Source organism: Streptomyces sp. NPDC052721, from assembly GCF_040678315.1.
Classification (GTDB): Bacteria; Actinomycetota; Actinomycetes; order Streptomycetales; family Streptomycetaceae; genus Streptomyces.
Map to the genome: position 1 here is coordinate 1 of NZ_JBFATL010000064.1, position 18,290 is coordinate 18,290.

15 protein-coding genes are annotated in these 18,290 nt (G+C 73.1%); 5 read left to right on the forward strand and 10 right to left on the reverse strand.

Annotated elements, in window-relative coordinates:
- Positions 1-241 precede the first annotated feature (241 nt).
- The gene (locus AB0L21_RS37025) at positions 242-2,320 is read right to left on the reverse strand and encodes a SpoIIE family protein phosphatase (RefSeq protein ID WP_365788486.1); all 2,079 of its coding nucleotides are present in this window, start codon (positions 2,318-2,320) and stop codon (positions 242-244) included.
- Between the two features lie 335 nt (positions 2,321-2,655).
- On the opposite strand from AB0L21_RS37025, the gene AB0L21_RS37030 reads away from it, so the two are divergent.
- The 4 genes from AB0L21_RS37030 to AB0L21_RS37045 all read left to right on the forward strand — a co-directional run bounded on the left by AB0L21_RS37030 (position 2,656) and on the right by AB0L21_RS37045 (position 6,806).
- The gene (locus AB0L21_RS37030) at positions 2,656-3,537 is read left to right on the forward strand and encodes a hypothetical protein (protein ID WP_365788487.1); all 882 of its coding nucleotides are present in this window, start codon (positions 2,656-2,658) and stop codon (positions 3,535-3,537) included.
- A 94-nt stretch (positions 3,538-3,631) separates the two neighbouring features.
- Positions 3,632-4,006, forward strand: coding sequence for a hypothetical protein (locus AB0L21_RS37035; RefSeq protein ID WP_365702589.1), 375 nt, complete (start codon positions 3,632-3,634; stop codon positions 4,004-4,006).
- A gap of 207 nt (positions 4,007-4,213) precedes the next feature.
- Positions 4,214-6,229 carry an NADPH-dependent 2,4-dienoyl-CoA reductase gene (locus AB0L21_RS37040; RefSeq protein WP_365788488.1) on the forward strand — a complete coding sequence of 672 codons (2,016 nt, stop codon included), beginning with the start codon at positions 4,214-4,216 and terminating at the stop codon, positions 6,227-6,229.
- Between the two features lie 31 nt (positions 6,230-6,260).
- Positions 6,261-6,806 (forward strand): PadR family transcriptional regulator, encoded by a 546-nt coding sequence (locus AB0L21_RS37045; protein WP_365702593.1) that lies wholly within the window; start codon positions 6,261-6,263, stop codon positions 6,804-6,806.
- A 37-nt stretch (positions 6,807-6,843) separates the two neighbouring features.
- Here AB0L21_RS37045 and AB0L21_RS37050 read toward each other — a convergent pair whose 3' ends face one another.
- Together AB0L21_RS37050 and AB0L21_RS37055 are read right to left on the reverse strand one after the other, a co-directional pair.
- Complete coding sequence (locus AB0L21_RS37050; RefSeq protein ID WP_365702595.1) at positions 6,844-7,395, reverse strand: hypothetical protein; 552 nt, start codon at positions 7,393-7,395, stop codon at positions 6,844-6,846.
- Positions 7,396-7,608: 213 nt separating this feature from the next.
- Positions 7,609-8,586, reverse strand: coding sequence for a fibronectin type III domain-containing protein (locus AB0L21_RS37055; RefSeq protein ID WP_365702597.1), 978 nt, complete (start codon positions 8,584-8,586; stop codon positions 7,609-7,611).
- Between the two features lie 419 nt (positions 8,587-9,005).
- Between AB0L21_RS37055 and AB0L21_RS37060 the strand changes: the two genes are divergently transcribed.
- Positions 9,006-9,707, forward strand: coding sequence for a glycoside hydrolase family 75 protein (locus AB0L21_RS37060; RefSeq protein WP_365702857.1), 702 nt, complete (start codon positions 9,006-9,008; stop codon positions 9,705-9,707).
- A gap of 574 nt (positions 9,708-10,281) precedes the next feature.
- Here the strand turns inward: AB0L21_RS37060 and AB0L21_RS37065 are convergent.
- From AB0L21_RS37065 to AB0L21_RS37095, 7 genes are all read right to left on the reverse strand, one after another.
- Positions 10,282-10,692 carry a PTS fructose transporter subunit IIA gene (locus AB0L21_RS37065; RefSeq protein WP_365702599.1) on the reverse strand — a complete coding sequence of 137 codons (411 nt, stop codon included), beginning with the start codon at positions 10,690-10,692 and terminating at the stop codon, positions 10,282-10,284.
- Positions 10,689-11,294 (reverse strand): dihydroxyacetone kinase subunit DhaL, encoded by a 606-nt coding sequence (gene dhaL, locus AB0L21_RS37070; protein WP_365702601.1) that lies wholly within the window; start codon positions 11,292-11,294, stop codon positions 10,689-10,691. Before dhaL ends, AB0L21_RS37065 begins: the two co-directional genes overlap by 4 nt.
- A 67-nt stretch (positions 11,295-11,361) precedes the next feature.
- Positions 11,362-12,354, reverse strand: a complete 993-nt coding sequence (gene dhaK, locus AB0L21_RS37075) for a dihydroxyacetone kinase subunit DhaK (protein WP_365702603.1) — start codon at positions 12,352-12,354, stop codon at positions 11,362-11,364.
- Between the two features lie 132 nt (positions 12,355-12,486).
- Entirely contained in the window at positions 12,487-13,398 is a 912-nt protein-coding gene (locus AB0L21_RS37080; RefSeq protein WP_365788489.1) for a class I SAM-dependent methyltransferase, read from the reverse strand.
- A 35-nt stretch (positions 13,399-13,433) separates the two neighbouring features.
- The gene (locus AB0L21_RS37085; protein ID WP_365788490.1) at positions 13,434-15,830 is read right to left on the reverse strand and encodes a glycoside hydrolase family 65 protein; all 2,397 of its coding nucleotides are present in this window, start codon (positions 15,828-15,830) and stop codon (positions 13,434-13,436) included.
- Positions 15,827-16,570 carry a beta-phosphoglucomutase family hydrolase gene (locus AB0L21_RS37090; protein WP_365702610.1) on the reverse strand — a complete coding sequence of 248 codons (744 nt, stop codon included), beginning with the start codon at positions 16,568-16,570 and terminating at the stop codon, positions 15,827-15,829. The genes AB0L21_RS37085 and AB0L21_RS37090 overlap by 4 nt, the downstream gene beginning before the upstream one ends.
- 145 nt (positions 16,571-16,715) lie before the next feature.
- On the reverse strand, positions 16,716-17,930 hold the full coding sequence (locus AB0L21_RS37095) for a cytochrome P450 (protein ID WP_365702612.1): 1,215 nt from the start codon (positions 17,928-17,930) through the stop codon (positions 16,716-16,718).
- Positions 17,931-18,290 lie beyond the last annotated feature (360 nt).

An 18,290-nucleotide genomic window follows, 5' to 3' on the forward strand; every position in this document is an offset into this window, starting at 1 on the left:
GTCGTCCGCCCGGAGGGCGGGCCGCGCGGCGTCAGGTGCGTGCTCTCGGCGTGCCGGGCCCGGGCCCTCGTACTGGATGTACTTGGGTCGGGGCCGGTGCGGCGAGAGTGCGTGCATGGCGTCGCGCGGCAGACGGGAGTTTGACGACAGGGCCTGGCCCCGAGCCCCCTCCCGCCAGGCGCCGGTACCCGTGCGGGCGGAGGATTCCTGAGCCGCTCAACCCCCCGAGGCCGCAGGGGCCCTACGGCAGCTCCTGCGCCCGGGCGATGAGCAGGGCCACGTCGTCGTGGTTGTCCGGGTGGTGCAGTGTGCTCAGCAGGAGGTCGCAGGCCTCCTCCAGCGGCCGGACCGGGTCGTCGAGCAGGGACAGCAGGGAGGCCAGGCGCTCGTCCAGCGAGTGCGAACGGGTCTCCACCAGTCCGTCGGTGTAGAAGACCAGCATGTCGCCGGGCTCGAAGTCGACCGTGACGGTGGAGAAGCCGACCCCGCCCACCCCCAGCGGCACCCCGGTGGGCAGATCGAGCAGTTCCGCCGGGCGGCCGGGCCGTACCCGGGCCGGCGGCAGATGGCCGGCGTTTGCGATCCGGCACTGCCGCAGATGCGGGTCGTGGACGGCGTACACGCAGGTCGCGATCGAGTGGTTCAGAGCCGAGGTCGTCTTGTCCAGGTGCTCCAGCAGCCGGGCCGGGTCGAGATCGAGGGCGGCCAGGGTGGTCGTCGCGGTGCGCAGCCGGCCCATCGTGGCGGCGGCGCTGATGCCGCTGCCCATCACGTCACCGACGACGAGCGCGGTCTTGTCTCCCTCCAGCGGGATCACGTCGAACCAGTCGCCGCCGACCTCGCTGGTGGCGCCCGCCGGCTGGTACCGGGAGGCCACCTCCAGGCCCGTGGTCACCGGCGGATGGCTGGGCAGCAGGCTGCGCTGCAGGGTCAGCGCGGTGTTGCGGGCGTTCTGGTACCAGCGCGCGTTGTCGATCTGCACGGCCGCGCGGGCGGCCAGCTCTCGCGCCAGCAGGACGTCGTCCTCGTCGAAGGGCGCCGGCTTGCGGGTGCGTTTGAGGTCGAGCGCGCCCAGCACCTCGCCGCGCGCGATCAGCGGCACCGCGAGATACGAGTGCAGGCCCGCCCGGCCCAGCAGCACAGCCGCCTCGGGGGAGCGGGCGATGCGCGGCAGGTCCTCGTCCTTCACCTGCGGCACCAGGACCGCCTCACCGGTGCGCACGCATTCGGTGACCAGGCGGTCGGGCGCGTAGCGGGCGATCTGGCCGGGCGGATCGGCGGCCAGTACCGCCTCCGAGCCCTCCGCCGGACGGACCGCGAGGGCCCGGATCACCGCTGCCTCCGAGGGGCCCAGCGTGCTCTGCCGGCCCTCGACCACCGCGTCCAGCAGGTCCACGGCGGCCACGTCGGCCAGTTCCGGTACGGCGACCTCGGCCAGCTCGCAGGCGGTGCGTTCGAGTTCGAGCGTCGTACCGATCCGGGCGGAGGCGTCCGCGATGACCGCGAGCCGGCGCCGCGCCGCCTCCCTCTCCACCGAAGCCCGGTGCTGCTCGGTGATGTCGGCCATCGAGACCGCCACCCCGAGCACGTTGCCCATGGCGTCCTCCAGCCGGTACAGCGAGTGCGACCAGGTGTGGTCCGTGTCCGGGTCGGCGGGGGTGCGGCCGACGAGCGTGGCGTCGATCACCGGCACACCCGTCCCCAGCACCTGCCGGGCGGCGGCCTCCAGGGATTCGGTGTCCAGCGACGGCAGCACCTCGTGCAGCGTCCGGCCCACGTGCCCGGCCGCCGGCACCCCGTTCATCTTCTCCAGGGCCGGGTTGACCGAGACGAACCGCAGCCCTGTGTCCAGGACCGCGTAGCCGATCGGTGACTGCATCACCATCCGCTCGGACAGTGCCACGTCCTGCTCCAGCCGCCGTACGGTCGACTGGTCGGCGGCGAGGCCGAGCGCGTACACGTCCCCCTGGTCGTCCAGCAGCCGCATGTTGCGGAACTCCACCAGACGGGTGCTGCCGTCCTTGTGCCGGACCGGGAAGCCGCCGGCCCAGCTCTGCCCGGTGCGCATCACGTCGGCGAAGAGCTTGCCGACCAGCTGGATGTGCCGTTCGTGCACCATCAGCCGGGCGGCGTACTGGCCGAGGGCCTCCTGCGCGGTGTAGCCGAACAGCTCCTCCGCCTGCGGGCTCCACAGGACGATCCGTCCGTCGGTGTCCAGCACCACCGACGCCACGCCGAGGACGTCGAGCAGCCCGCCGGGAGGCACCGGCCCACGCGCCGGCTCGCCGTTCTCCGTCGCCGGAGCCTCGGGTGCACTCATGCCACGCACCGCCTTCGCCCGTCCGCACGGCACGCCGTCCCCCGTGCCGACTCCCCTTGTTCTACCGCGCTCACACCCGACTCTCCGACGCCTTCGCCGTCCACCTCCACCATCTCTCAACACGGCGCGGCCGTCCGCCGAAGCCGTCGCGCCGGCGGTGCGCGCGATGCGGGACCTCCTGCCGAGACCGTACAGCGCGGTTGCGCGGGCCGTGAGAGTTCACGCTCATGTCGCTCGCTTGGTCTGTACATGACTACGGCGCCACGCCAGACTGTCCGCCGACCGAGAGTCCCCGCCCGCTCACCCTGGGTCCCCCCACGTCAGAGGAGTCGGCCATGCCCGCGTCCGCCCGGCAACGTTGTCACGCAGTTCTCGCCGGACTCGTCACCCTCGCCACCGCCGCCGTCGTGTCGCTCGCCGCGCCCACGCCCGCCCGCGCGGCCGACAGCTGGACCGAGACCGGCTCCGACCGTGCCGACCCGCTGACCGAGAGCCAGGGCCTGACCTCGGTGGAGGTCCCGGCGAACAGCCCCAACCGCTACACCGGCATCGGCACCATCCCCCTCGGTGTCTCCGGTCGCGGCTGGAACCACGTCGGAGACCCCGACGCCTCGTACGACGGCTACTACATCGAGCCCTACCAGCGGGACTCCGGCAACTCCAAGATGTTCCGGGTACAGGCGCCCGGCGGCGCCTGGTCGGAGTACGTCCACACGCTGAGCGCGGGCGAGGCGCTGAACAACTCCTGGGTCGCGATCTCGCCCGACGGTCAGTGGATGCTGTCCGGCGAGTGGGGCACGATGACCCGGCTGCTGGTCTTCCCGACCCCGGGCGTCAACCCGGCCACCTCCCCCTCGGCGAACCTCCCGCAGGCCTCCACCGTCCGCCTGGACCACGCCGTCCGCGATGTCCAGGGCTGCGACTTCTCCGGCCCGACCACCCTGCTGTGCTCCTCCGACGACCCGGAGGGCAGCCTGTTCGGCCTCACCAAGCCACTGCTCCAGATCGACCTGTCGGCCGCGCCGAACGGCACGGCGGACGTCTCCGGCCATGTCACGGCGCTGCGCCGGCTGCCGCTGCGCAGCTCCTGCTCGGGCACCTTCGAGGCGGAGGGCATCGACTACGACCGCCGGAGCGGCACCCTCCGGGTGATCGTGGTGTCGCCCGGCTTCTGCGTGCTGACGGACAGCAAGACGTACAAGTTCTCCCGCGGCTGAGGTGTGCCCGACGGCCGGTGGTGCTTTGCTGAGGATGGATGCGGTTCGGCGGGGTACCCCGTTCCACCGCAGCGCGGCCACGAAAGGAGCGATCATGGCAGACACGGAGCGGTCGCATCCGGAAACCGTCTCGGTGGAGATCAGCGGCTATTCCAAGGACGACGCCCGGCTCGTCTTCGAAGCGCTCAGCGCCTGCTTCGCCTCCGACCGGGCTCCGGAAGAGGTACCGCAGCAGCTCCACGAGACCCGTCCGATGGTGTGGCTCGGCACGTACGACGTCGCGGAGGCCCGCGGCGGAGGCTGCCCGCCGGTCCACCTCGACTCGCCCGTCCAGGCGGACGTGCAGGGCAGCTACTGGGCGGTGGAGCGGTTCCGCCACACCCTGGACGCGATGTTCACCGTGCAGGAGACTTGCACGGCCTCCGGTGACCAGGAGCGGGACCTGCACCTGCGTCTGGAGAGCCGCTGAACACGCCGAGGTTCCGACACGCCCCGGCCGGCTCCCCGCCGGCCGGGGCGTACTGTGCCGGCCCGTCCGCTCCCTCGCCACCCCGCTGTACAGACCAGTAGGTACAGAGGTGGCCGGTGTCACCCCCGACCGGTTGTGCAACTAGTTGCATAAAGGCTGGGGCTTCCTCTACAACAAGAGGTGACGACACCGCGCACGGAGGGCCCGATGAGCCGTTACCCGCATCTGATGACCCCGCTCGACCTCGGCTTCACCACGCTGCCCAACCGCGTACTCATGGGCTCCATGCACGTCGGCCTGGAGGAGGCCGAGCGCGGCTTCGAGCGGATGGCGGCGTTCTACGCGGCCCGCGCGCGCGGGGGAGTGGGGCTCATCGTCACCGGCGGCATCGCGCCCAACGAGGAGGGACGGCCGTACGAGGGCGGAGCGATGCTCACCACCGAGGCGGAGGCCGAGCGGCACCGGACCGTGACCGAGGCCGTGCACCGCGAGGGCGGCCGGATCGCGATGCAGATCCTGCACTTCGGCCGCTACGCCTACCACCAGGACCTCGTCGCGCCGAGCCCGCTCCAGGCGCCCATCAGCCCCTTCGTGCCCCGCGAGCTGGCCGACGCCGACGTCGAGCGCACGATCGAGGACTACGCCCGCGCCGCCCGCCTCGCCCGGCAGGCCGGCTACGACGGCGTCGAGATCATGGGCTCCGAGGGCTATCTGATCAACGAGTTCATCGCCGCGCCGACGAACCGGCGCATGGACCGCTGGGGCGGCTCCTACGAGAACCGGATGCGGTTCCCCGTCGAGATCGTCCGGCGGGTGCGCGAGGCCGTCGGCGAGGACTTCATCGTCATCTACCGGCTGTCCATGCTGGACCTGGTGCCGGGCGGCTCCTCGCTGGACGAGGTGATCGCGCTCGGCAAGGCCGTCGAGGCCGCCGGGGCCACGATCATCAACACCGGCATCGGCTGGCACGAGGCCCGCATCCCCACCATCGCCACCTCCGTGCCGCGCGGCGCCTACACCTGGGTCACCAGGAAGCTCATGGGCGAGGTGTCCGTGCCCCTGGTGACCACCAACCGCATCAACACCCCGGAACTCGCCGAGCAACTGCTGGCCGAGGGCTGCGCGGACATGGTCTCCATGGCCCGCCCGATGCTCGCCGATCCCGACTTCGTCGCCAAGGCCGCCGCCGGCACCCCCGAGGCCATCAACACCTGCATCGGCTGCAACCAGGCCTGCCTCGACCACACCTTCAGCGGGCAGATCACCTCGTGCCTCGTCAACCCGCGCGCCTGCCACGAGACCGAGCTGGTCCTCGCGCCGACCCGGCTGAAGAAGCGCGTCGCCGTCGTCGGCGCCGGCCCGGCCGGCCTCGCCTGCGCGGTCTCCGCCGCCGAACGCGGCCACACCGTCACCCTGTTCGACGCGGCGAGCGAGATCGGCGGACAGCTCAACGTCGCCCGCAAGGTGCCCGGCAAGCAGGAGTTCGACGAGACGCTGCGCTACTTCCGCCACCAGCTCGACGCCCACGGCGTCGACGTACGCCTGGAGACCTGGGTGGAGGCCGGCGACCTGGAGGGCTACGACGAGGTCGTCGTCGCCACCGGAGTCACCCCGCGCACCCCGGACATCCCCGGCGTCGACCACCCCCGCGTCCTCGGCTACCTCGACGTGCTGCGCGACGGCGCGCCCGTCGGCGACCGCGTCGCCGTCCTCGGCGCCGGCGGCATCGGCTTCGACGTCGCCGAGTTCCTCACCGACGGCGGCGACAAGGCGAGCGAGGACCCGGAGACGTACTTCCGGAACTGGGGCGTCGACATGACGTACCGGGCACCGGGCGGGCTCACCGCCCCCGAGCGGCCCGCGCCGCCCCGCCAGGTCCACCTGCTCCAGCGCAAGACCAGCAAGGTCGGCGCCGGACTCGGCAAGACCACCGGCTGGATCCACCGCACCGAACTGAAGCACCGGGGTGTGACCATGGTGCCGGGCGTGCGTTACGACCGGATCGACGACGCCGGGCTGCACATCACCGTCGGCGACGACAGCACGGTCCTGGAGGTCGACACGGTCGTGCTGTGCACCGGCCAGGAGCCGCGCCGGGAGCTGTACGAGGAGCTGGTGGCCGCCGGGCGCAGCGCCCACCTGATCGGCGGCGCGGACATCGCGGCCGAACTGGACGCCAAGCGGGCGATCAAGCAGGGCACGGAGCTGGCGGCGGCGCTGTAGGGGCCCGCGCGCGCGTCCCTAGGATGAGCCCATGTCACTCCCGCACGCGATCCTCACCGCCCTGCTGGAAAAGCCGTCGTCGGGACTGGAGCTGACCCGTCGGTTCGACAAGTCGATCGGCTACTTCTGGTCCGCGACGCACCAGCAGATCTATCGCGAGCTGGGGAAACTGGAGGCGGAGGGCCTCATCCGCACCCTTCCGGCCGAGCAGCCGGCCCGCGGGCAGAAGAAGAGTTACGAGGTCCTGCCCGCGGGCCGCGCCGAGCTGGCCCGCTGGACCGCCGCCCCGCAGGACCCGAAGACCATGCGGGATCCGCTCCTGCTGCGGCTGCGTGCGGCGGCCGTGGTCGGCACGGCGGGCCTGGAAGCCGATCTGCGCCGCCATCTGGAGCTGCACCGGCGGCAGCTGGCCGAGTACCGGGAGATCGAGCAGCGCGACTTCCCGCCGGACCGGGACGCCCCGGAGGACCGGCTGCGCCACCTGGTCCTGCGGGCGGGCATCGACCTGGAGACCTTCTGGACCCAGTGGCTCACCCACGCCCTGGCGGAGTTCGCCGAGCTGCCGGACGCCGACTGAGGAGCGCTCGGCGCCGGCCCCGCGGTGAGGGGCCCGCTCAGAGCCGGTACGGCTTGGAGCGGCGGCGCAGGACCCAGCCCGTGGCGACGACCCCGGCGCCGACCAGGGCCGCGCCGACGCCCAGGGTCAACGGGCCGTAGTCGCGGGCGGCGCCGCCGAGGCCGCCCATCACGCCCCGGGACGGTGCCGGCCTGGACGTCGAGGAGAGCGTCGGTTTCGCGGACGCGGGCGCGGCCGCGGACACGATCACCGACTGGCTGCCCGCCGTGAGGCCGCTGGAACAGACCACCACCACGGTGTACGTCCCCGGGCTCACCGCCGTCCAGGCCGCGGACTGGCTGACGGACGTGCCGGACAGGGCCACTTGCCGGCCCTGTGCGAAGCTCGCCTGCCGGTTGGTGAGCAGGGCCGCCGTACCCCAGCTGCCGTTGATCTGGGTGCAGGCGCTGGTGACCACGGAGACGGTGGTGCCCGTGGTGCTGACCGAGATGCCCGAGACCGCGGCGGACGGCCCGGCGAGCGCGGCCGGGAGGGCGGCGGCGGCCGCCAGGGTCAGGCCGGAGCGGAGCAGAAGTCGCGAGGTGTGCATGGGCTGGCCTCCGGCGGCACGGTCGGCGGTACGTCCCATGCGCCGCCGGGGGTCGGGAAACGTCCGTGCTGCCCATACCGCAGCCAACGCGCTCCCGGACCCACCCGCACGCGGGACGGACCCGGTCGGGTGACGGATTCCTCCGTCCGGCGCACCCGGACACGCCGGCTCGATGCGCCGGTCCACCGTCCGGGGTCCCGGCCCGGGCGCAGGTCAGCCGCCCGTGGTCACCGTCCGCTCCGCTGACCAGCCGCCCCAGGTGCCGTCCGGCAGCCGCGCCCGCAGGCGTACCCGGTGTTCCTCCCCGGCGGTGGTGCCCACGTAGAAGCTGTGGCGTGCCCGGCCTCGCGGCGGTGTGCCGCCCCAGACGAGCGAGGTGGTCGCGGTGCGGTCCAGCTGGATCTGGTACTCGGTGATCACCCCGTCCGTGCGCGGCGGATCCCAGGCCAGGTCGATGGAGTGGGCCCCGCCGGAGCGGTGGGTGGCGGCGGTGAACGCGGTGGGCGCGGTGTTCCGGCCGTCGTCGGTGCCCGGTGTGGTGAGTCGGACCGGTGCGCCGGCGGGGGAGAGGTTGTCGGCGGCGTCGCGGGCCCGCACCGTGAAGACGTAATGGCTGCCGGGGCGCAGGCCGGTGACGACGGTGGCGGTCTGCTTCCCGCCGACGCTGTGGATCTTCGCTCCGCCCTGGTAGACGTCGTACGACAGCACGCCGCGGTCGTCCCGTGACGCACCCCAGGACAGCTGCACCGCGCGGCTGCCCACGGCCCGCCCGGTGGTCGTCGGCGGCCGGGTCGGTGCCGAGCGGTCCGCCGCCGCTACAGCCGGCGTCCGGGCCCGCACCGCCCGGCTCGGCGGGCCCAGCCGGCCAGCGGTGTCCCGGGCCCGCACGGTGAACGCATACATGGTGGACGGCCTGAGCCTGGTGACGTCCACCATGTGCTGCGAACCCGGTACCTCCGCCACCTTGGTGGGGCCGCGATAGACCTCGTAGGCGCGGAGCCCGGAGCCGTCTGGTGCCGCGTTCCACATCACATGCACGCTCGTGGCGCTGCCCGCCGCGGCGGTGACCCCGACCGGTGCGCCGGGCACCCGGCCCTCGCCGCCACCGTCGTCGGCCCGGCTCCAGCCGCAGGACGCGACCAGCAGCAGCGAGCCGCAGACCAGTACGAGCGGAACGGGAACGCGTCGCACGGCTCTGCCTCCCGGACGGCCTCGGCATCCCTAAAGGTCCGGACCAATATGGCGCGACCGGTGCCGCCACAGCAAGGGGGCCGCATTGGTGAGCATCCCCGGACGTTACGTATGCTGAGCGTCCCTACGGCTGAACTACCCAAGAGGGCAGGGGAGTTCATGCCTGTGGCGCGGGCACGCTGTCGTCGCCGATCCCGCGCCGGCGCGGGTGGCCGCGGGATCCGGGTCGGTACCCGGTCCGGATCCCCGGCCCCTGCTGTCTCCGCCGGGCCCCGAGGCTCGCCCTGTTGTCCCCTAACGGGGTGTCAGAAGCGTGCGCCATCCGGCCCCTTCGCGGCGGCTCCCGTGGCCCTGCGCCCGCCGGCCGCACCACAGTGTGCTGGATGTCCGCCATGTCCCCGACGAGAGGGTCCCTCATCGTGCGTGTCCCGTCGTTGATCCTGGCCACGGCCAGCGCCGCCCTGATCGCCCCGGCGGCGCTGCCCGCCCCGGCCACCGCCGTCCCGCCCCGCGAGGGGCCCGCGGCCCGGGGCGAGGGCGGGGTCACCGCCGCCGACCTGCTGGCCCGGACCGGCACGTGCACCGAGCTCTCCCGGGGCCGGTACCGCACCGACGCCGACAGCCCCGCCACCGTCCCCGTCTGCGGCACCAGCGACGCCGTCTTCTGGAAGGCCGACCTGGACGTCGACTGCGACGGCCGGCCCACCGCCCACTGCAGCTCCCGCACCGACCCGTTCTTCGCCCCCACCACGGCCTTCCAGCAGTCCGACGGCCTCCACCTGAGCGCCGAGAACCTGCCCTACATCGTGGTCCCCGCGCCCAGCTCCCGCTGGGACTACCGTGCGCACGGCATCCAGGGCGGCTCCGTGGCGGCCGTCGTCCACGGCGACCGGGTGCAGTACGCCGTCGTCGGCGACACCGGACCGAGCGACCTCATCGGCGAGGCCTCCTACGCCACCGCCGAGGGCCTGGGCATCGACCCCGACCCGCTCACCGGCGGGGCGCCCTCCGACGTGACCTACATCGTCTTCCGGGACTCCCGGATCACCCCGATCGAGGACCACGAGGCGGCGGTGGCGACGGGGGAGCGGCTGGCCAGACAGTTCCTCACGGACGACTGACCGCTGGGCCGGGGGAACCGGCGTCACCAGTCGGGTCCGGGAACCGCGCCGATCTGGGGCGGCCCCGATCCGGGAAGCCTGGGCGGCGACTGGCCGGCGCGGTCAGGGAAACCTGGGCGCTGCCGGCCGGCCTGGACGGGGCATCCAGCGCCTTCAGGGGGCAGCCCGGTCCGCGAAGCCTCGACGGCCACTGGCCGGTCCGGTCACGGAAGCCCGAACGCACCACTGGCCGGCCCGGGCGGGGCGCACCCCGTGCCTCAGGCGCCGGCCCAGTTCGGGAAATCTGAGCCGACCGCCACTGGTCGAGCGTGGGCGGGGCATGCTGCCGCTCCAGGGGTCGGCTCAGTTCGGGAAGTCTGAGCGGGCCGTCACGGGTCGAGTTCGGGCGGGGCATGCTGCGCCTCCGGGGGCCGGCCCAGTTCGGGAAGTCCGAGCCGACCGCCACTGGTCGAGCGCGGGCGGGGCATCCTGTGCCTCCCGGGGCCGGCCCACGCCGGGAAGCCTGAGCCGGCCGTCACCGGCCGGCTCGCTCGGGTGAGCCCGGCCGGCCGCTGGCCGGGTCGGGGACCCCGCGTCACACCTTGCGGTAGCTGTACGCCTCCGCCGCCGCGGCCTCCACCGCGTCGAGGTCCGCCCCGGCGGCGGACGTGACCACGGCGGCCACCGCGCCCTCCACGAACGGCGCGTCCACCAGGCGCGTGCCGTCAGGCAGTTCGTCGCCCTCGGCGAGCAGCGCCTTCACCGTGAGCACCGCGCTGCCCAGGTCGGTGAGGACCGCCACCCCGGCCCCCCGGTCCACCGAGGCAGCCGCGGCGGAGATCAGCTCGGCGCTGGTGCCGAGCCCGCCGCCCTCGGTGCCGCCCGCCGGGGCCACCGGTACCGCGGTCGCCCCGCCCGCCAGACCCTTGGCCAGCTCGGCGACCGAGGCGGCCACCTCCGCGCTGTGCGACACCAGCACGATCCCGACCGGCTTCTCCTCGCTCACTGCTCCGCCTCCGCCGTGTCGGCCAGCGCGGCGATCAGCAGCGCCGACGAGGTCGCCCCCGGGTCCTGGTGGCCGATGCTGCGCTCGCCCAGATAGCTCGCGCGCCCCTTGCGGGCCTGCAACGGCGTGGTGGCCCGCGCGCCCTCCTCCGCGGCGGCCCGCGCGGCGCCGAACCCGGCCCCGAGCGCGTCCACGGCCGGCACCAGGGCATCGATCATGGTCTTGTCGCCGGGTGCCGCCCCGCCGAGCGTCATCACCCCCTCCACGCCCGCGCGCAGTGCCGCGGCCAGCTCCTCCTCGCCGACCTCGGCGGCGTCCCCGAGCGCCTTGCCGGTCCGGCGCAGCAGGGTGCCGTACAGCGGTCCGGACGCACCGCCGACCGTCGAGATCAACTGCCGCCCGGCCAGCGTCAGGACAGCCCCCGGGGTGTCCGGCGTCTCCTTCTCCAGGGCGGCCGTCACGGCCGTGAACCCGCGCTGCAGATTGCTGCCGTGGTCCGCGTCCCCGATGGCCGAGTCGAGGGCGGTGAGCTGTTCCGCCTCGCGGCTGACGGACGCGGCGGCCGTCGTCATCCAACGGCGGAAGAATGCGGCGTCGAGCACTGGATCTCCTCGCGTGGTAGGGCTGTCGGCCGTTCGGCCGGGATCGGTCGCCGTCTGCTCCGCCGCATCACATTCCCCAGCGCAGCGCCGGGGTCTTCACCGGCGCGTCCCACAGCCGCAGCAGCTCCTCGTCGGCCTGGCACAGCGTCACCGAGGCGCCCGCCATGTCCAGCGAGGTGACGTAGTTGCCGACGAGGGTACGGGCCACGGCGACACCGCGTTCCCGGAGCACGCGCTGCACCTCCGCGTTGAAGCCGTACAGCTCCAGCAGCGGCGTCGCGCCCATGCCGTTGACCAGTACCAGGACCGGGCTGCGTGGCGGCATGTCCTCCAGAATGGCGTTGACCGCGAAGTCGGCGATCTCCCCGGAGGTCATCATCGGCCGCCGCTCGCGGCCCGGCTCGCCGTGGATGCCGATGCCCAACTCCAGCTCGCCGTCCGGCAGATCGAAGGTCGGGCTGCCCTTCGCCGGCGTCGTACAGGCGCTCAGGGCCACGCCGAAACTGCGGGAGTTCTCGTTGACCTGGCGGCCGATTGCCTCCACGCGCTCCAGCGGCTGCCCCTCGGCCGCGGCGGCGCCCGCGATCTTCTCCACGAAGAGCGTCGCGCCGGTGCCGCGCCGGCCGGCCGTGTAGAGGCTGTCGGTGACGGCCACGTCGTCGTCGACGAGCACCTTGGCGATCTGGATGCCCTCGTCCTCGGCCAGCTCGGCCGCCATGTCGAAGTTGAGCACGTCGCCGGTGTAGTTCTTCACCACGAACAGCACGCCCGCGCCGCTGTCCACGGCCGCCGCGGCACGCGCCATCTGGTCGGGCACCGGCGAGGTGAACACCTCTCCGGGGCAGGCGGCGGACAGCATGCCGGGGCCGACGAACCCGCCGTGCAGCGGCTCGTGCCCCGAGCCTCCGCCCGACACGAGCGCGACCTGACCGGCCACGGGGGCGTCCCGGCGGACGATCACCCGGTTCTCCACGTCCACGTTCAGGTCCGGATACGCGGCCGCCAGACCGCGCAGCGCGTCCGCCACCACGGTCTCCGGGACGTTGATCAGCATCTTCATGCGTATCTCCTCGTGAGCTTGGCGCTTGAGCCCAAGACCCGTGTCTCGCAGGTCACCGGCGCACTGACGGCCGCCCCAGGGGGAAGCCGCCCGTCCCGTCTACTGGAAGTATCGGCCTTGTGGCGGCGAAGGTCACCTGCGAGCGCGCTGCTTCACGGTGCGTAGCGGCCGAGCGGCCGAGGGTGTTCGCGGCGCGGTCCGGCGGTCGGGCCGAACCGGGCCAGGACGGCCATGGTCGGCCGGATGTTGCGCGCCCCCGGCAGCCGCCGCGGCACGGGCCAGACCACGCCGAAGTACGCGCCGCGTCCGCGTGGCAGCGGCAGTTCGCGCACCTCGGGTGACGGCCGGGTGCGCCGTGCGGATCTTCGGCAGCTCACCGGCGTCGAGCGCCCAGGGCATGGGCGGAGTGACGTAGCCTCGCGCGGTCTTCATCTCACCGCGCAGGGTGCGTTCGCCGAACCACCGCGGCACCGCGTCGAAGACCAGCGCTCCGCCGGGGAACGCCTCGGCGCAGCCGGCGATCAGCTGCCGCACCTCGGCCGGGCGCAGGTACATCAGCAGGCCCTGGGCGGTGACGAGCACGCCGTGCGAGGCGTCCACCTCGTCCCGCCAGGACAGGGCCAGTGCCGACCGTGCCGGCGTCCGGCGGCGTTCCCCGTCCGGCAGCAGCGCCCGGCGCACCTTCGCCGTCTCCGGAAGTTCGACGCACAGCCAGTGCGCACGGCCGTTGTCGACCCGCCAGAACTGCGTCTCAACCCCTTCGGCGAGCGTGACGACGGTGCCGCGGGGATGCTCCCGGAGGAAGGCCCTGACGGCGTCGTCGAAGGTGCGCACCCGCAGGGCCTGGCCCTGGGAGAGGAGCCGGGAGGGCGGGCCGAAGGTCTCTTCGCAGGGGCGGTCGACGCGCTCGACGAGTTCGATCGCCTTCGGGTCGTCGAGCACGGGGTGCGGCTGCCGTGCCTCGTAGGCCCGCTGGTGGAGATTCCACAACAGTGTCTCGGGGACGCCCTGCGGGTCGATGCGCCGCCGCCCGTCGTGGTCCATCGCGCCCGCCCCCCGAACCGTATGTTCCCGCGGTGCTACTCCAGTGTCTCGGCCCGGTCCTCCTCCCCGATGGGCAGGCCCACCGGACGGCGGCCCGGCGGCTGCTGAGGCTCCGGGCGCGCGGGAGCCGGGGGCATCGGGCGGTCGACCGGCCCGTCGGTGGTCAGGGTCGTCCGTTCCCCGTGGTGGAGTACGTCCAGTGGTCCGCCCTCCACCAGCTGGTAGCGCACGTGGGACCGGCCGATGTCCACCTTCAGCCTGCGTCCGCGTACCAGCACGGTGAACGCCACCCTGGACAGCGCTTCCGGCAGGCGCGGTGTGAACGCCAGCAGGCCCGGCTTCCCGTCCTCGCCGAGGTACCGGCGCATCCCCCCGAAGCCCGCGACGAGGGCGATCCAGGTTCCGGCGAGGGAGGCGATGTGCAGCCCGTCACGGGTGTTGTGTTCCAGGTCGTCCAGGTCCATCAGCGCGGCCTCACCGAGGTAGGCGTAGGCCAGGCGCAGATGTCCGGTCTCGGCGGCGAGCACTGCCTGGCAGCTCGCCGAGAGGGAGGAGTCGCGGACGGTCAGCGCCTCGTAGTAGGCGAAATTGCGCGCCTTCTGCTCTTCGGTGAAGGCGTGCGGGCACTCCATCATGGCCAGCACCAGGTCGGCCTGCTTCACCACCTGCTTGCGGTACAGGTCGAAGTAGGGATAGTGCAGCAGCAGCGGATAGTTCTCGGGCGGGGTCGCCTCGAAGTCCCAGCGCTGGAAGGTCGTGAAACCGGCCGACTGTTCGTGGACACCGAGGGATTCGTTGTACGGCAGCGCCATACGGGCCGCCGCGTCCCGCCACACCGCGGCCTCCTCGTCGTCGACGCCGAGTTCCGCGGCCCGGTCCGGATGACGTACCACCGCGTCCGCGGCGGCCAGGAGGTTGTGCCGGGCCATCAGGTTCGTGTACAGGTTGTCCCGGGCGAAGGCGCTGTACTCGTCGGGACCGGTGACCCCGTCGATGTGGAAGTCGCCTTCCGGGTCGTGGTGACCGAGGGAGCGCCACAGCCGGGCGGTGTCCACGAGGAGGTCGAGCCCCTCGGCGCGCTCGAAGTCCTCGTCTCCGGTCACCATGACGTACCGTGCGACGGCCATGGCGATGTCGGCGTTGACGTGGAAGGCGGCCGTACCGGCGGGCCAGTAGGCGGAGCACTCGGCGCCGTCGATGGTCCGCCAGGGGAACGTCGCTCCGGACAGCCCGAGTTGACGCGCGCGCTCCCGCGCCGCCGGCAGCGTCCGGTGCCGCCAGCGCAGCGCCGACGCGACGGCCTCCGGCGCGGTGAAGGTCAGCACGGGCAGGACATAGGACTCGGTGTCCCAGAAGGAGTGTCCGTCGTACCCGGTGCCGGTCAGACCCTTCGCGGGAATCGCCCGGTTCTCGCCGCGGGCCGCCGCCTGGAGCACATGGAAGAGGGCGAACCGCACCGCCTGCTGGATCTGCGCGTCACCCTCCACCTCGACGTCCGCGCCGGCCCAGAAGCGGTCCAGGTACGCCCGCTGGGCGGCGACCAGTCCGTCCCAGCCGGTGCTGACGGCAGCCGCCACCGCCCCGTCCACCTGGTCGTGCACGGCCGGCAGCGAACGCTCGCCGGACCAGCCGTAGGCCACGAACTTGACCAGCCGCAGCGGCTGTCCGGGCACCAGGTCCGCGGTCACCGTCAGCCGGCTGACGTCGGGCTCGCTCTGTGCCGTCCACTGGGTGCTCTCGGGCCCCTCGACGAGATGGTCGGCCGCCGTTCCCACCCGCAGCCTGCTGCTGCCGGTGCAGTGCACGAGCCGGAGCCGGGTGTCCTGGGCGAAGTGTTCCTCGGGCACCAGCGGGGACTCGGTCGCCGCGGCGACGCGCGGGTCGCCCTGGAAGCGGGGCAGCTGTTCGTTGGCGACGAGTTCGGACTGCACGGCCACCGTGGTCGGTCCGTCGACCGGCTCCACCTCGTACACCACCGCGGCGACCGCGCGCTGGGTGAAGGACACGAGCCGGCGGGAGGTGATCCGGACGGTACGGCCGCCGGGTGACGTCCACCGTGCGGTCCGGCTGAGCACACCGGTGCGGAAGTCCAGCATCCGCTCGTGCGCCAGCAGCCGGCCGTAGCGCAGATCGCACGGGTGGTCGTCCACGAGCAGCCGGATGATCTTGCCGTCGGTGACGTTGATCATCGTCTCGCCGGACTCGGGATACCCGTATCCCGCCTCCGCGTACGGCAGCGGGTGCCGCTCGTAGACGCCGTTGAGGTAGGCGCCGGGCAGTCCGTGCGGCTCTCCCTCGTCGAGGTTGCCGCGCCATCCGACGTGCCCGTTGGACAGCGCGAACACCGATTCGCTCTGGGCGAGCACCTCCAGATTCAGTTCGGTCTCGCGCAGGCACCACGGTTCGACCGTGTAGCTGGGATGAGTGATCACCGCGACTCCAGAAGCTCGGCCAGGTCCCGGACCACCACATCGGCCCCGTGCACACGCAGTTGCTCCGCCTGGCCCACCCGGTCGACGCCCACGACCACGCCGAACCGTCCCGCCCGTCCCGCCTCGACGCCGGCCAGGGCGTCTTCGAACACGGCCGCCTCGTCCGGTCGGACGCCCAGCCCGCGGGCCGCCTCCAGATAGGTGTCCGGGGCGGGCTTGCCGCGCAGATGACGCTCGCGTGCCACCACCCCGTCGATCCGCTCGTCGAACAGTTCCTCGATTCCCGCGGCCACCAGGACGTCCCGGCAGTTGGCGCTGGACGACACCACCGCGCGGCTCAGCCCGGCCTGGCGCACCGCGTGCACGAAACGGACCGAGCCCTCGTACGGTTCCACCCCGTCCTCGCGGATCCGCCGCAGGACCAGGTTGTTCTTCCGGTTGCCCAGTCCGTTCACGGTCTCCGCCTCCGGCGGGTCGTCCGGCGATCCCTCGGGCAGGCGCACCCCGCGCGAGGCGAGGAACGTGCGCACCCCGTCCTCACGAGGCCGCCCGTCCACATAGGCGTCGTAGTCGTCGACCGCGTCGAAGGGGACGAACGCGGCTCCCTCGCGGGTCGCGCGCTCGCGGAGATAGCCGTCGAACATCTCCTTCCAGGCGGCCGCGTGCACTTTCGCGGTCTGGGTGAGCACCCCGTCGAGGTCGAACAGGCAGGCACGGATGTGAGCAGGAAGCCCCAGCATGCCGCCGAGGCTAGAAGCCCGGTGCGGCCCGCGGCGGCAGGACACCGCCCGCCGGGCCGGAAGGCACCCACTCGGTGGAGGCCGGAACGGCAGCGGGGCAGTGGGGCGGCGGGCTACCGCGTCGCCGCGGTGGCCCGGCCGGGTCTCACCAGGTGACCGGCAGGCTCAGCGGGAAGCGGCGGATGGTGCCGGTGTCCCACTCGATGTCGTCGGCGGGGACGTCGAGGCGCAGCTTGGGGAAGCGGGCCAGCAAGCCGGAGACCGCGCTGTCCAGTTCGGCCCGGGCGAGCGGTGCCGCGAGGCAGTGGTGCCCGCCCCAGCCGAAGGTCATGTGCGGGTGCACGGGCCGTTCCAGGTCGAGTTTGTGCGGGTCGGGGAAGACGGCCGGGTCCCGGTTGGCCGCGAGGTAGGACACGTGCACGTAGTCGCCCGCGCGGATCGGGATGCCCTCGATCTCCGCGTCCTCCAGTGCGATCCGCGGAATGCCGACGCCCTTGCGGAACGGGATGAACCGCAGCAGTTCCTCCAGCGCGCCGGGGAACCGCTCGGGGTCGCGCGCGAGCGCGGCCATCTCCTCGGGCCGGGTCAGCAGCAGATAGGCGATGTCGCTGATCTGGCAGGTCGCGGTGTCGTTGCCGCTGAGGATGAGCGTCACCGCCAGGACCGCCAACTCGTCGTCGCTGAGCGGCTCCTCGCCCTCCGGCACCGGCGCGGTGGCCAGCGTGCTGAGCAGGTCCTCGCCCGGCGAGCTCCGCCGGGCCGGGATCATGTCGGCGAAGTACGTCCGCAGGCAGGCCTTGGCGTCGGCCGCGTCCTGCCGCGCGTCCGGAGAGGTGGCCAGCAGCCGCATCGTGTGCGCACGCAGCTGGTCGCGGTCGCCCTCGGGAACGGCTAGCAGCTCGCAGATCGTCAGGTGGGGCAGCGGTACGGACAGATGGGTGACCAGGTCCGCGGGCGGCCCCGCCTCGTCCATCGCCGTCAGCAGCCCGGCCACCACCCGGTCCACGGCCGGCCGCATGGCCGCCACCCGATCCCGGGTGAACGCCTGGGCCGCCACGTGCCGCAACCGGGTGGCGTGCGGCGGGTCCGTCACGTTGATCGACTCGGGTGACACGATCGGCTCGGGCGTCATCCTCGGGTAGTCGCGTCCGACGATCGCCGCCCGGCTGAACCGGGGATCGCACGTCACCTGACGCACTCCGGCGAAGCTGGTCACCAGCCACGCCTCCGCCTCGCCGTAGGGCAACCGGATCCGGCTGACCGGGCCGCGCCGTGCCAGCGCGTCCAGCGCGGGGTCGTACTCCAGTGCGTCGGCGAAGTCGAAGGGGCAGTCGAGCACTGCCGGGTCGTGGGACGACATACAGCCTCCTTTGCGCGCCGCCGGGCGCGTCGCTTCCGGGGGGCCGGTCCTACCCGTGCCGGCCGCTCAGCGTCGTCGCGGCGGCCCCGGGGGCGAAGGCGTGGTGCGGGCAGCCCCGGTCCTCCCCAGCCGACCTGGTGCGAGAGCTGTGTTCACTATGCGGTACTTCGACCGGTCTCGCACCACGGGCGCTCGGCAACGAACCGGCTCAGGCCGTCAGCAGCACGTTGACGAGGACGATGACCACGCCGGCCGCGACGGCCGCGCCGACCACCCAGGGCCACATCGCGTGTTCTTCGGCCGGCCGGACCTCGGTGGACTGGGACACGGTGGCTCCTCGCGGGGCGGACGACGGGGCGG